Origin of the sequence: Marivita geojedonensis (assembly GCF_002115805.1) — a bacterium.
Lineage (GTDB): Bacteria > Pseudomonadota > Alphaproteobacteria > Rhodobacterales > Rhodobacteraceae > Marivita > Marivita geojedonensis.
On sequence record NZ_JFKC01000003.1, the window covers coordinates 35,360 to 48,642 of the forward strand.

Below are 13,283 nucleotides of genomic sequence, written 5' to 3' on the forward strand. Positions count from 1 at the left end.
CGTATCAGTCCCCGGCCTGTCCGGTTGTCTGACGCAGGATCGTGCGCGCATCCCCGGATGTCACGTCACCCCCCGACCAACCCACAAACCCGTCCGGGCGCACGAGAACGGTGCTCTTGCCCCAATGGCGATGCCAGTCGGGCGCACTTTCGGGAATGGCCAACGGAATGTTCAGTTCCTCTGCCGCCGCCTTGAAGGCCTGAGCCGTGCCCGGTGTGTGGGCAAGCAGGGTGAAGTCGTGGCCAAGCGCTTTGGATACGGTTCGCCCTTCGGCTCCGGCAGGGGGCAGGTGGTGTCCTGCCCGCGCGACAAGACTGTGGGAGCCTTTTGCACTTGGCCTGCCCGATGTCTGTGGCACGATGGGAGAACCTTCGTAGTTCGGTTCGAAATCCTCGACGCCCGATCCCCCTTCAGCGCGTGCACGCCACGCCTTGGCAAAGCCGTCCTGATCGGTCTGCGGGTCATGTGCCTTCAGGAACGCCCGATCTTCGTGAATGAAGTTTTCGATGAAGTCGCGCGCAGTCGAGGCAAACACCGGCTGGCGTTCTGCACTGTAGCTGTCCAGCAGCGCGTCGCTGCCCCAACCGCGCAGGGTTGCGGCCAGCTTCCAGCCGAGGTTGCGCGCGTCCTCGAACCCGGTGTTGATACCGTAGCCGCCATAGGGGGGATGGCTGTGCGCAGCATCACCGGCAATGAACACCCGACCGGCGCGGTAGGTGTCGGCCAGCGACACGCGCAGGTCCCAGAAGCCGATGTGGTCAAAATCCAGGTCGAAGGTCTGCCCGACAGCCTTGTGCAACAGAGCGCGGAAATCGAAATTCTCGGTGGTGGTGCCATACGGGACCGGCGCATGGAAGAACCACGACAAACCGTAGTCCACCCGTCCGAAAAACAGCCAGTATCCTTCGTAATCCGGGTGCAGGACATTGTAGAACGCCTTGCCGGGATAGCGTTTCAGAAGGTCGTGTAGCTGCTCGGAACGGAACACGAGCAACGCCATCAGACGGTTATGGTCTGACAGGGTCTCGCTGATCCCGGCGGCATCGCGCACAAAGGATCGGCTGCCATCACAGCCAACCGCATAGGCGGCCTCGATCACCTGTTCGCCATCGCCATCGCGTTCACGGATTTGCAGGCGTACGCCGTCTGGAGATTGCTCCAGGCCTTCGCCAGACCACCCGTAAAGCACCGTAATCTCGGGTATTTCTGCGGCTCTTGCGCGGAGAACCCGCTCTGTCGCGTATTGTGGCAGACGTGCGTTCTCGGCGAAATAATAGTCCCGCACATTGGACCGGTTCAGCCAGTCATAGGTGTGATCCGACAGCAGTTGCCCATAGGCCGTCATACCACCGATTCCGCCACCTTCAGGGATTGGATGCGCGGTGCGAAGTTCGGCTTCACAGCCCCAAGCCTGAAAGTGTTCTGCCGTGCGCTGTGTCAGGTTCTGCCCCTTCGGGATCGGTTGCGGGTCCGGATACCTCTCGACGACGCAGCTTCGGATGCCGCGCTGGCCCAGTTCGATGGCCAGCCCAAGCCCAACCGGACCGCCACCGTTGATAACAACGTCGAAACTGTTGCTCATGCCATTCCCCCCACACGTCCGGGTTCGGAGTAGATGTGTTTGGTCTCTAGGAAATCGTAGAGCCCTTCGGGGCCGTGCAGACGGCCAAGACCTGACTTGCCGTAACCACCGGTCTCCGCTTCGGCAAAAAGCTTGAGATGGGAGTTGAGCCAGACCGTTCCCGCGCGGATCGCCCGCGCCATGCGCAGGGCGCGATGATGGTCAGCCGTGAACACCGATGCGGCCAGCCCGTAGGCGGTCGCATTGGCCTTGGCGACGGCCTCCTGCTCGTCAGCAAATGTTTCGATCGAAACGATCGGACCGAACAGTTCTTCCTGAACGAGCGGTGAATTGACGTCATCGATCCGAAAAAGGGTGGGGGTCAGGAAGGCGGCCTCGGACAGAGCGGCTCCTTTGAGGACCAACTCCCCTTCGTCGCCAGCCTGTTCGATCAACCGCTCGATCCGGGCTCGGTTGTCGAGGTCGATCAGCGATCCCATCTGGCTTTCGGGTTTGTCTCCGGGGCCGACACGAACGGATTTGAAAGCGGCGCTTACGCGGGTTTCGAATTCCTTTGCGACAGACTCGTGAACCAGAAAGCGCGCTGCAGCCACGCAGATCTGCCCGGCCATCGCCAACGCGCCGTGAGTCAGTTCCCGCGCGGCCAGATCCAGATCGGCATCTTCAAAGATCACCGCTGGGGCCTTGCCGCCCAACTCCAGACCGACCCGCTTCAGCGTCGGAGCAGCGGCGGCCATGATGGCCTGTCCGGTTTGGCTGCTCCCGGTAAAGCTGATCACGTCGATATCAGGCGATGCGGTCATCGCGCGTCCCACGTCGATGCCATTTTCGTTGACCGAGTTGACAACGCCCTTCGGAAGGGACGGAGCCTGTGAAATGGCCTCCATGATGCGTGCATGAACCAAAGGCGTCTGGTGCGCAGGCTTGATCACGGCGGTGCAGCCCGCCGCAAGCGCCGGCGCAAGCGAACGCATCAAAAGCGTAACTGGCGCGTTCCAGGGCACGATGATGCCCGCGACTCCCGCGGCCTCGCGATGAAAAAGCGACAGGCTCCCGGGCATGATCTCCTGCATCGAGCCGCGGATGTCGCGTGCCAGACCGGCGTAATAGCGTGTTTCGGAAATGGCAGCCATCGTTTCGCCGATGGCCTCGGCGCGGATCTTGCCGTTCTCCGCAACGACAAGATCCGCGATCTCGTCCTTTGCGGCCTCAATCCGATCTGCGATTTCGAGCAAAGCCTGCGCCCGCAGGCGCGGGGCGTAAGCCCAGTCCGTTGAAAAGAACGCATCGCGGGCGGCTTTCGCGGCCGAGTCCGCCAGAGCGGCGCTTCCCGGATGGTATTGTCCGATGGGCGCAAGGGTTGCCGGATTCACGCTGTCGGCAAGCGGTCCGTCTCCGATCCAGTGACCACAGATATAATGTCGTGCAGGAGAGTGGGTCATGGGTGATGCCTTTTGAAACGAAGACGTGTCATGCGATGGCCTGCCTTTGTGGCTGTGCAAGCAAGGCCGAGATCACCTCGGCGCGGTCACGGATCGTGTCGCGCAGGTCATCCAACTGATCCTCGGTCAGGCAGGCTTCCTCAGTAGACAGGCACAGCGCGCCGATCGGGGTGCCGTCACCAGCCAGGATCGGGGCCGCAACCCCGACGAGCCCGGGCGTGACTTCGCCCCGAGCCGTGGCCACGCGGTCCCGGCGAATGCGCTTCAATTCGGCCAGAACGGCTTCCTTGGTCGATCCGATGCCAGACGTGACGAAGGCGTCAAGGTAATCGGTGACCAAAGCAGAGCGATCCTTTGGCGGCAGAAAGGCGACGATGGCCCGGCTGACGGCGCCCTTGCCAATGGGCATCGGACGGCCGCGCGGGTAGGACGATCTGGGTTCCGGCGCAGATACCTCGGAAGCGACGCAGAGCATCTTCTGACCGTAGAAACGTAGCACGAAGGCCGAACCGATGAAGTCGCGCGCGAGGTCCTTGAGGTGCTGATCCGAAGCGGCAATCAGCGGATCGGACCGACGCATGAGGAAATCGAGCTCCGTTACCCGAGGTCCAAGCGTATACCCCGCCTGTGGCAGCGAAACGATGTAGCCCGCATCCTTGAGCGTCTTGAGATAGCGGTAAAGCGTCGGTCGCGAGAACCCGAGCGCGTGCATCATCTCTTCGGGCGACCACTCGGGGCGCTCTTCCGAGAACAGGCCAAGAATGGCGAGCAGACGTTCTCCGGACCCGGATACTGATCTCATGCTGAATCCTCCCCGGCAACAGGCGCGCGACGGCGCATCAGTTCGGTCGCGATCAGCAGCAGGCCAAGTGCCACCCCGGCCGCGTCGGTCAGAAGTGCGCCTTGGAAGGCTCCGGCGGGGACCAGTGCCATCAGCCCGGCTGCGATGAACAGCAGCCGTTTGAGAGGCGTCAGGCGGTCTACGAAATATCCGGCCAAGGCTGCCGAGACGAGCCAGACCCCAAGCCCTGCGGTGACGGCCGCAAACAGGATTTCACCGGTTTCCCCAATCAGGATGAGCGACGGGCTGAAAACGAAGAGAACCGGGATGACATAAGCGGCCCAGCCAAATCGCATCGCGGCCCAGCCTGTTGCCATTGCGGGTGCCTTGGCAATTGCGGCAGCCGCAAATGCGGCAAGCGCAATCGGTGGCGTGATCATCGACATCATGCCGAAGTAGAGGACGTAAAGGTGCGCTGCAATAGGCTCTATCCCAACCTCGATCAGGGCAGGGGCCACAAGCGCGGCCAGCAGAACGTACACCCCCAGGGTCGGCAGGCCCATGCCCAGAATGATGCAGACGATGGCAGACAGGGCCAGCAGCATCACGGCGCTCCCCCCGCCGACCTGCACAAGCGCATAGGTCAGGTTGAAGCTGAGACCGGTGATGTTCAGCACACCGATGACTATTCCGGATGCCGCCGAAATCAGCAGGATTTCGATCACGCCCCGCCCGGTCCTGGCAAGGCTTCCGAACAGGTTCGCCAGCGTCGGGCGCAGGCCTCTGTATCCAAAGATCAGCGCGGTGATGCACAGGGCGAGGGCCGCCCAAAGCGCTGCGCGTTCCGGTTGGTAGCGCTGCCAGAACAGCAGATAGATCAGAACTGCAAAGGCCGTGACGAAATGCAGGCCCACCAGAACCGTGCGCCGGTCCGGGATCTGGTCTTCCGGGACACGTTGGATCCCAAGTTTTGCCGCTTCCAGGTCTGCCTGAATAAACAGCGCCACGTAGTAGAGAATTGCAGGCAGCAAGGCCGCCATGACGATCTGGCTGTAGGGAATGGCGAGGAATTCAGCCATGAGAAATGCGGACGCGCCCATGACGGGCGGCATCAACTGCCCTCCGGTCGACGCGACGGCTTCGATGGCACCCGCCTTGTGCGCCGGGTAGCCGTCGCGCTTGATCATCGGGATGGTGACAACGCCGGTACCGACCACATTGGCCACGGCAGAACCCGAGATCGATCCGAACAGACCGGAGGCAAGAACCGAGATTTTCATCGACCCACCGCGGAACCGCCCCATGCCGATCATTGCGGCATCGGTAAAGAACTGCGATCCGCCCGTGATGCCAAGCAGCACCCCGAAGAGAATGAAGGCGATCACGACGGTGGACGCAACCGACATCGGCAGGCCAAGTACGCCGTTCGAGTCGACCGCCAAATATCCTGCCAGAAGCTGCCAGTTCTGGGGGCGGCCCTGGAGACGCCCCGGAAACTGGTCTCCGAAAAGCGCGTAGAGCAGGAATGCTGCGATGATCAGGACCAAAGCGAGACCTGTCGCGCGGCGCAGAGCCTCCATAAGAAGGAGGATAACGACCAACCCGGTCACCCAAAGCTCTGGCGGCCGGGAAAAGATCATCAGCACCAGATCGGGATAGTTCACTGCGATATAGGCAATGGCGACCATCGACAGAGCGGCCAGCGCCAGATCGTAGAGCGGAACATCACCCCGCTCCGGTGTGCGCCTGGCGGGAAGGGTCAGGAAAGCAAGCGGCAGCGCGAAAAACAGCACCCCAGCAAAAAACTGCTGAGGATAGAGATCGAGCCCCAGTTGCCGCTGAAGCGACAAGGCCCAACCGACCGCCAGCAGAACAAGGCAGGCGGCAAGCAGGTCGGCCAAGGGTTTGGCAAGGCGCGCTGGCAGGGCGGGCATAGGTCTCTCGTAATCCTGACGGTCTGTTGAACCGGTGTGTGTCAGAGCGTGCGCCCAAAAAAGGCGCACGCATTCGGACTGACGTCAGTTCAGGCCGACTTCCTCGAAAAAGCGCAGCGCTCCGGGGTGGAACTCGGCAATGCCGGGATCGCCCTTCATGTTTTCCGGTTTGAACGCCCGGAACGGCGGGAAAGTGTCCGCCATGACCTGCGCGTTTTCGTACATCGCTTTTGCCATCGCATAGACCGCATCATCCGAAGCATTGGCGTGGGTGAAGATCACCTGCGGGAACGCGATATAGACCGTGTCCTCCAGCACACCGGGCATCGCGCCTTCGGGCAGCGTGGTGAAAAAGGCGGTCGGCCAATGCTCGCGCGCTGCGGCAAGGGCTGCGTCGCTGTCATCCTCGACACCAAGCGCCCGCAGACCGCCGACGGCAGCATCCGCCTCGCGGACTTTGCCTGCACCGTGCGCAAAGATGAAACCGACCGTATCACCGGCCATAAACGCATCGGCCCCTGCGACCACGCTTGCGACCGAGACCTTTTCAACGTCGTCGCGCGTCATGCCTGCTGTCGCGTAAAATGCCGACAGCTGCGGAAGGATGGTGTTTTGTGCCGTGTAGCCATCGGTCATCGGCTGGCCCTTGAGGTCGGACACTTTCATGATGTCACTGTCGGCGCGCACGAAGATCGCTTCGACCAGCGGCATCAGATGCGCCACGACCCGCAGGTTGGGGTTGGTGCGTCCGTCCCACCATGCGTCACCCGTAATGGCGTAATTGACCTCCTGAAGGTTCGCCACGCCAAACTCGATTCCGCCCTGATCGATGAACGGGATGAATTGGTTGGGGCTTGTGGCCGGTTGGATCGTGGTGTTCAGCCCGGCCGCGTTGGCCGCATTCGCAACGGCAGTACCGATGTTGTGGAAAAGCGATCCGGGGTTCGATGTGGCAATGCCGACATTCTGGGCCGTGGCCGACGTGCCGATGGCCGCGCTCAGGAATACCGCAGCCGCGGTGAGTAGCGTCTTCATGGTGTCCTCCCAAATATGGTTCTCGCTTGGGTTAGAATCCCAATTATTGAGAATACATTGACTTTACGCCGGGTCGGCAGAATATCAAGCAGGAGATTCAGGGAGGATGTATGTTTGAAAATGCAGCCCGGCCAAAGACCGGCGGCGAAGCGCTTTTGACGGCCCTGAAAGACTGTGGGATCGACTACCTCTTTGCCAATGCCGGAACGGATTTTCCGCCCATAATCGAAGGGCTTGCGCGGCTTCCCGAAAGTGCTGTGCCAACGCCCGTGACGGTGCCGCATGAAACCGCGGCAGTTGCGATGGCGCATGGCTGTTGGCTCGTGACCGGGCAACCGCAGGCGGTCATGGTCCATGTGAATGTCGGCTTGGCCAATGCCGTGATGGGGGTCATCAATGCAGCATCGGACAATGTGCCGGTTTTCATGCTGTCAGGCCGCACTCCGTTGACCGAGACGGGGCGCAAGGGCGGCCGCATGACGCCGATCCAGTATGGTCAGGAGATGTATGATCAGACCAGCCTTGTCCGGGACGTGGTCAAATTCGATTACGAACTGCGCTATCCCGAACAGGCAGACAGCGTGACAAAGCGCGCAGCGGCGCTGATGACAAGCGCCCCTGAAGGCCCGGTCTACATGAGCCTGCCGAAAGAGCCGTTGACAGAGCCGCTGCCGGACGGGTTTGCGGCAGCCGGTGCTCCGGTCAGCGCGCGCCCAACGGTTCCGGAAACAGAGGCGATTGCAACGCTGGCCTCATGGATCGCCGAGGCACAATCACCCGTCGTCCTCTGCCAGCGCGGCGACCCGAAGGGCAGGGTGTCAAACGCCCTGTCGCGCTGCGCGGATGTCTTCGGTCTCGCGGTTGCAGAGCCGTTCAGTATCCGCAATGTGCTGGCATCGACCGACCCGTCGTTGATCGGTTACAACCCCAAAGCGGCCACCGCAGGGGCCGATCTCGTGATCGTGCTGGACTCCGGCGTGCCCTGGATTGAAGCTGTCAGCGCACCTGAGAGGGATATCCGGGTCGTGCATATCGGTCCGGACCCGCTTTTCCGCCGGATGCCGGTTCGGGGGTATCGCACCGATCTTGCGATCACCGCCGATCCCGCTGTGGCACTTGAGTCGCTTTTGAAAATGACACCGGATGCGGGCGCATCGGCCCGGCGAAACCGCGTCCGGGCCTGGGCAATGGACTCCCGCAATGCCGTCCAAAAACATGACGCGGGCGGCGATGGCCCGATGTCGGCGGAATGGATGAGCGCCTGTGTCTCGGACATCATGGATGATGGCGCGGTGGCGTTCTCCGAACTTGGGCTCCTGCTGCCGCATATGACCGTCAAGGGGCCGAACCGGGTCTTTTCCAACGTCCACGCGGGAGGCCTCGGTTGGGCCATGCCTGCGGCTCTTGGGGCGCAGCTGGCTGACCGCGACCGCTTGGTGATCGCCTGTATGGGAGACGGATCCTATATGTTTGCCAATCCGGTGGCCTGCCATCAGATTGCCGAAGCGCTGAACCTTCCCATCCTTACGATCATCAAGAACAATGCGATGTGGAACGCGGTGCGCCGTTCGGTGGTCAAGGGGTATCCGGATGGGGCAGCGGTGCGCCAGAACCGCGTTCCGCTCACTTCGCTTGAACCACTCCCGGATTTCACGCAGGTGGCCAGGGCCAGCCGTGCTCATGCAGAGCGCATCGAACGGGGCGCTGATCTGCCGGACGCACTGCGCCGCGCGGTCGAGATCATCCGAACGGAACGGCGACAGGTGCTGCTTGATCTGTCCGTCGCGGCATCGGACGACCATTGATGGATCCTGCATCTCTCGCTCTGGCCTGCGTCGGAATCGCATTGGGCGGTTTCCTGAAGGGCGCAACAGGGGCGGGTGCGCCGGTTGTGGGCGTCCCGGTCCTTGCGCTGATCTTCGATGTTCCGATGGCGGTGGCGATCTTCTCGGTGCTCAACCTGTGCACCAACATCTGGCAGTCCTGGACCTTCCGCAACGAAGTCACCGAACGCCGCTTTGCCCTGACATTCGCCGCGACGGGCGCGGCTGGGGTGATTGTCGGGTCGGTGCTGCTGGCAACCTTGCCCGTGCCGATCCTCATGGCGGCCCTGGCACTGGTCGTGTTCGGCTATATCGGGCTGCGTCTGGCGCGCCCTGACTGGTACCTGTCCCGGGATCGCGGTCGAAAGATGGGTGCGACCGTCGGATTTGTCGGCGGTGTGATGCAGGGGGCCGGGGGCCTGTCCGCGCCGGTGTCCGTGACATTTCTCAACGCGTTGAACCTGTCGCGGGCCGAATTCATCGGGACCATATCCGTCTTTTTCCTCGCCATGTCGGCCCTTCAGATCCCGACCTTGGCGGCGTTGGGGATTTTGACTTGGGATCGTGTTATACTCGCGCTCGCCGCACTTGTCCCGATGTTCATGGGCATCGCTGTCGGATCCTGGAGCGCAAAGTTCCTGTCCAAGCGCGCCTTTGACCGGGTGATCCTGACGCTGCTTGCGGTGATCGCGAGCAAGCTCATCTGGGACGCCTGGAACAGTGGAATTCTGGGGTGAGGCGGATCAGTAAGGGGGGAGGACCATGACTGACACAACGCCAGCTGTTGATCTGACCGAAGCCGAAGCCGAGGTCGATCTGCCGGAAATCGGTGATGAGAGCCGCTACGAGGCACTGATGCAAACGATCCGGAACCGTGTAACGGTGCGGAAATTCGATCCGGACTATGTCGTGCCCGAACGCCACTATGAGATGATACTCGAAGCGGCACGCCACGGGCCATCCGGAGCAAACGCGCAACCGTGGCAGTTCATCGTCGTGCGCGATCAGGACACCAAAGCCAAGATCACCGAGTATTTCGTGGCCGAGCAGCGCTTTCGTGCGAAGGCCAAGATGAAATTCCCGACGCCCGACTATCGCGGTCTGGCGACGGCGCCGGGGTTCATTGTCGTGTGCTCGGACATGCGTTGGACCAATGCGTTTCCGGTGTTGAATGACGGCTCGGACCTCGACCGCATGTATCATGAAAATGCCGAGCGTATTCTGCTGCAATCCGTTGCGGCTGCAACGATGTCGGCACATCTCGCGGCGGCCTCTTTGGGCTACAACGTCTGGTGGGTTACAGCGATCGGTCAGGAGGAGGCGCAGAACGCCATGCGCCCACTGCTCGGGATTCCAGACGAGATTTCGGTGCTCGACATTTTCCTCTTCGGACCTCCTGCGGCCAAGCCCTACAAGCGCTGGCGGCGTCCGATGGAGGAAATCCTGCACCGGGATCGGTATGACAAGACATACTTCATGTCCGATGACGAACTTGACGACTGGATCAGGACCCGCCGACATCGCGTCATGTACAAGGATGCGTCAAAGATCGACTGATCCGGACAAGTGAAACGCCACCCCGTTTGTCGGCGGGATGGCGTTTGATGTGTCGGGCGCGGATAAGCGTGCCCGAGGTCAGCTCTTTTTTCCGTCCTCCGGCAGAACACCGTCAAGATTGACGCCGATCTGGTCGCCGATCTTCTTCATGGCGGGCAGGGCCACAGCCATGTCGAGGATGGAGTCGATGGTTTGACTGACCGGAGACCCGGTGCTGCCACCCTCGGATTTCCCAAGACCGCTGACGTGGTTGATGTTGATGCCCCGGATTTTCTCGGCCGGTTTGACCATCTCGGCAAGAATCTTGGGCATCGCATCCAACCGGACTTTTTCAAGCTCCATCGCCATGAGCTCTTTGGACCGAGTGTTCTCCGCCTTGATGCGTTCCGCTTCGGCTTCGGCCTCGGCGGTCTTGTAGACCTTCATGGACGCGGCTTCCTCGCGGCGGATCACACCCTTGGCCTTGGCCACTTCCTGATCCGCGACCGAGGTGATCCGGGCGCGTTCGGCGTTGGCCTCGGCATCCTGACGCGCGGCAAGCAGGGCAAGCGACTTCCGGCGTTCCGCTTCGGCCATTGCGCGCAGGGTCTGGATTTCCTCCTCCGCCTTGACGAGCGCGGCGCGTGCCAACGTGGCTTCGGCCTTGGCTTTGGATTCCTCTTCGCTCTTGGCAGCAGTCTGGATGACCTTCTCCTGCTCAGCGATTTCCAGCGCGCGCAACTGCGCGATCTCGGCTTCGCGGATCTGCAATTCGCGCTGGATCGAGGTGGCCTGAATTTCCTGCTCCATGCGTATACGCGCCTGCGCCGCTTCGCGTTCAGCCTCGGCCTTCTTGCGGGCGACCTCGGTCAGTTGCGCGGCCAGCAGGGTCTCGATCTCCTGTGTCTGCGCAATCTCGGCGCGGCGCTCTTCCAGTTCGATCTGAAGACGCCGCTGGTTCGCGTCCACCTCGGCGCGGCGCACGGCAACGGCGGTTTCGCCTTCGATTTCCGCGCGCTCTTTCTTGGACTTGGCGATCACCTCGGCCAGCTTGCGCATCCCGACGGCGTTAAAGGCGTTGTTCTCATCCAAAGACGAAAACGGCGTCTGATCCAGAGCGGTCAGGGACACGCTGTCCAACTGCAATCCGTATTTCACCAGAGTGTCCGCCAGCGCCTCATGCACCTCACGCACGAATTCCGAACGGTTCTCGTGTAGCTCGTCCATCGTCATCTGCGCGGCGACAGAACGCAGGGCATCCACCATCATCCCGTCGATCAGAGACTTGAGCTGATCCGGCTGGAAGGTACGTTTGCCCAGCGTTTGCGCCGCGCGCACGATCGCGGCTTCCTCCGGCATGACCGAGGCATAGAACTCGGCCCCAACGTCGATGCGCATCCGATCTTTCGTAATCAGCGCACTGTCGCCCGCGCGGCTGACCTCCATACGGATGGTCTGCATGTTGACGCGGCTGATCTCGTGAAAGAACGGAATGGCAAGGGTGCCCCCGTCGATCACCACCTTGCGCCCACCGACCCCGGTGCGCACAAGGCTGATTTCATTTGTGGCGCGCTCATAAAACCAAGCGGCCAGCACCAAGATGATGGCGGCAATGACCAGTAGCAGGATGATCCATCCAAGGGCTGTCATGTGTAATCCTCCCTAAACGCTGATCAAAAGACCGGCGGGTAATGGCGACCGCCGCGTTCAAGCGTGATCCACCGGAGTTCGGTAAAGGCATCCAGCGACCAGCGCCCGCCGTAGCGGCCGACGCCTGACGCTTTGACACCGCCAAACGGCACTTGCGGTTCGTCGTTGATGTTCTGGTCGTTGACATGGACCATCCCGGTCTCAAGCCGCCCGGCCATGCGCAGAGCGCGGCCCTCATTGGCGGTCCAGACTGCGGCAGTCAGGCCGTATTCGGTGTCGTTGTTCAGCTCGATCGCTTCATCTTCGCTGCGGAACGGGATCACCACCACCACCGGGCCAAAGGTTTCGTCGTGCCAGATGTCCATGTCGCGATCGACATGGGTCAGCACAGTGGGTTCCACGAAATTGTCCCACGCATTGCCGCCCAGAGCCACCTGCGCGCCCTTGGCAACCGCATCGTCGATCAGCGCCTTGACCCGGTGCGCCTGACGGGTGTTCACCAGTGGGCCAAGCGTGTTGGACTTGTCGTTCACATGCCCCGTCTTCAGCTTGCCCGCGCGGGCCAGAAATTTCTGCATGAACGGCTCATAGACGCTTTCATGGACCAGCAGCTTCTCGGTGGACATGCAGACCTGACCCTGGTGCATGAAGCAGCCGAAATTTGCGGCCTCGGCGGCTTTGTCGAGATCGGCATCTTCAAGAACGATCATCGAGTCCTTGCCGCCCAGTTCAACGCAGCACTTCTTGAGATGCGCACCGCATTTCGCCGCGATGTGGCGACCGACAGCGGTCGAACCGGTGAAGGAAATGCCCTTTACTCGCGGGTCTTCGATCAGCGCATCGCCCACTTCGCCCACGCTTTCGCGCGAACAGGTGACCACGTTGAACACACCCGCCGGAACGCCCGCTTCCTCAAGCACTTCGGCGTGGAACAATCCGCCTGAATAGGGCGTGTCCTCGGATGGCTTCAGCACAACGCAATTGCCCGCCGCCAGCGCCGCTGCGTATCCGCGCGATGTGAGGATGCCCGGCATGTTCCACGGTGAGATCACGCCGACCACACCGAGCGGCCAGCGGGTCGCCATCGACACCTTGCCGTCTGCGGAAGGCAGGACTTCCCCGGTGGATTGATAGCAGAGCGAGGCGGATGTTCGGAAAATCTCGGCCACGAACCCGGCCTCGAATACACCTTTGCCGAACCACCCGCCGCCTTCGTGCATCACAGCATGGATGAAGTCGTCCTTGCGGCTTTCCCAGACATCCGCGATGCGCAGCAGCATCTTGGCGCGTTCCTGAAACGTCCTGCCTGACCATTCCGGAAATGCGGCCTGCGCAGCTGCAATCGCGCGGTCCATGTCGGTGGCGCTGCCATCCGGGATGCGGGCGAACAGCGAATTGTCCGATGGGTTCAGGTCATCAAAGGTGCGCGCGGCGGGCACCCAGCTTCCTCCGATATACATGCCGCGGATGGTGGGCGCAGAGGCGGTGGAGTCGAGCATG

The 13,283-nt window shown here is 61.7% G+C and carries 10 protein-coding genes; 3 read left to right on the forward strand and 7 right to left on the reverse strand.

Features of this window, described 5'->3' with window-relative positions; translation table 11 throughout:
* Window positions 1-4: 4 nt before the first annotated feature.
* The 5 genes from MGEO_RS05200 to MGEO_RS05220 all read right to left on the reverse strand — a co-directional run bounded on the left by MGEO_RS05200 (window position 5) and on the right by MGEO_RS05220 (window position 6,774).
* Window positions 5-1,582, reverse strand: coding sequence for an FAD-dependent monooxygenase (locus MGEO_RS05200; protein ID WP_085635661.1), 1,578 nt, complete (start codon window positions 1,580-1,582; stop codon window positions 5-7).
* Window positions 1,579-3,024 carry an aldehyde dehydrogenase family protein gene (locus MGEO_RS05205; protein WP_085635662.1) on the reverse strand — a complete coding sequence of 482 codons (1,446 nt, stop codon included), beginning with the start codon at window positions 3,022-3,024 and terminating at the stop codon, window positions 1,579-1,581. Before MGEO_RS05205 ends, MGEO_RS05200 begins: the two co-directional genes overlap by 4 nt.
* A 28-nt stretch (window positions 3,025-3,052) precedes the next feature.
* On the reverse strand, window positions 3,053-3,826 hold the full coding sequence (locus tag MGEO_RS05210; RefSeq protein WP_085635663.1) for an IclR family transcriptional regulator: 774 nt from the start codon (window positions 3,824-3,826) through the stop codon (window positions 3,053-3,055).
* Window positions 3,823-5,739 carry a TRAP transporter permease gene (locus tag MGEO_RS05215; protein ID WP_085635664.1) on the reverse strand — a complete coding sequence of 639 codons (1,917 nt, stop codon included), beginning with the start codon at window positions 5,737-5,739 and terminating at the stop codon, window positions 3,823-3,825. Before MGEO_RS05215 ends, MGEO_RS05210 begins: the two co-directional genes overlap by 4 nt.
* Before the next feature lie 84 nt (window positions 5,740-5,823).
* Window positions 5,824-6,774, reverse strand: a complete 951-nt coding sequence (locus tag MGEO_RS05220; RefSeq protein WP_085635665.1) for a TAXI family TRAP transporter solute-binding subunit — start codon at window positions 6,772-6,774, stop codon at window positions 5,824-5,826.
* Between the two features lie 110 nt (window positions 6,775-6,884).
* Here MGEO_RS05220 and MGEO_RS05225 point away from each other — a divergent pair, with 110 nt between their 5' ends.
* From MGEO_RS05225 to MGEO_RS05235, 3 genes are read left to right on the forward strand one after another with little or no spacing between them, the layout of a single operon-like run.
* A complete protein-coding gene (locus MGEO_RS05225; protein WP_085635666.1) occupies window positions 6,885-8,579 on the forward strand; it encodes a thiamine pyrophosphate-requiring protein in 1,695 nt (564 codons plus the stop codon).
* Window positions 8,579-9,334 carry a sulfite exporter TauE/SafE family protein gene (locus MGEO_RS05230; RefSeq protein WP_085635667.1) on the forward strand — a complete coding sequence of 252 codons (756 nt, stop codon included), beginning with the start codon at window positions 8,579-8,581 and terminating at the stop codon, window positions 9,332-9,334. The genes MGEO_RS05225 and MGEO_RS05230 overlap by 1 nt, the downstream gene beginning before the upstream one ends.
* Window positions 9,335-9,359: 25 nt before the next feature.
* Window positions 9,360-10,154 (forward strand): nitroreductase family protein, encoded by a 795-nt coding sequence (locus MGEO_RS05235; protein ID WP_085635668.1) that lies wholly within the window; start codon window positions 9,360-9,362, stop codon window positions 10,152-10,154.
* 78 nt (window positions 10,155-10,232) lie between these two features.
* Here MGEO_RS05235 and MGEO_RS05240 read toward each other — a convergent pair whose 3' ends face one another.
* Both MGEO_RS05240 and MGEO_RS05245 read right to left on the reverse strand, forming a co-directional pair.
* On the reverse strand, window positions 10,233-11,783 hold the full coding sequence (locus tag MGEO_RS05240; RefSeq protein WP_085635669.1) for a flotillin family protein: 1,551 nt from the start codon (window positions 11,781-11,783) through the stop codon (window positions 10,233-10,235).
* A gap of 23 nt (window positions 11,784-11,806) precedes the next feature.
* Window positions 11,807-13,282 carry an aldehyde dehydrogenase family protein gene (locus tag MGEO_RS05245; RefSeq protein WP_085635670.1) on the reverse strand — a complete coding sequence of 492 codons (1,476 nt, stop codon included), beginning with the start codon at window positions 13,280-13,282 and terminating at the stop codon, window positions 11,807-11,809.
* Window position 13,283: the final 1 nt, after the last annotated feature.

Bases quoted from the DNA above. Each gene is read 5' to 3' on its own strand.
- MGEO_RS05200 (WP_085635661.1), bottom strand. From the start codon at position 1,582: ATGAGCAACAGTTTCGACGTTGTTATCAACGGTGGCGGTCCGGTTGGG.
- MGEO_RS05215 (WP_085635664.1), bottom strand. From the start codon at position 5,739: ATGCCCGCCCTGCCAGCGCGCCTTGCCAAACCCTTGGCCGACCTGCTT.
- MGEO_RS05240 (WP_085635669.1), bottom strand. From the start codon at position 11,783: ATGACAGCCCTTGGATGGATCATCCTGCTACTGGTCATTGCCGCCATC.
- MGEO_RS05220 (WP_085635665.1), bottom strand. From the start codon at position 6,774: ATGAAGACGCTACTCACCGCGGCTGCGGTATTCCTGAGCGCGGCCATC.
- MGEO_RS05210 (WP_085635663.1), bottom strand. From the start codon at position 3,826: ATGAGATCAGTATCCGGGTCCGGAGAACGTCTGCTCGCCATTCTTGGC.
- MGEO_RS05205 (WP_085635662.1), bottom strand. From the start codon at position 3,024: ATGACCCACTCTCCTGCACGACATTATATCTGTGGTCACTGGATCGGA.
- MGEO_RS05230 (WP_085635667.1), top strand. From the start codon at position 8,579: ATGGATCCTGCATCTCTCGCTCTGGCCTGCGTCGGAATCGCATTGGGC.
- MGEO_RS05225 (WP_085635666.1), top strand. From the start codon at position 6,885: ATGTTTGAAAATGCAGCCCGGCCAAAGACCGGCGGCGAAGCGCTTTTG.
- MGEO_RS05235 (WP_085635668.1), top strand. From the start codon at position 9,360: ATGACTGACACAACGCCAGCTGTTGATCTGACCGAAGCCGAAGCCGAG.
- MGEO_RS05245 (WP_085635670.1), bottom strand. From the start codon at position 13,282: ATGCTCGACTCCACCGCCTCTGCGCCCACCATCCGCGGCATGTATATC.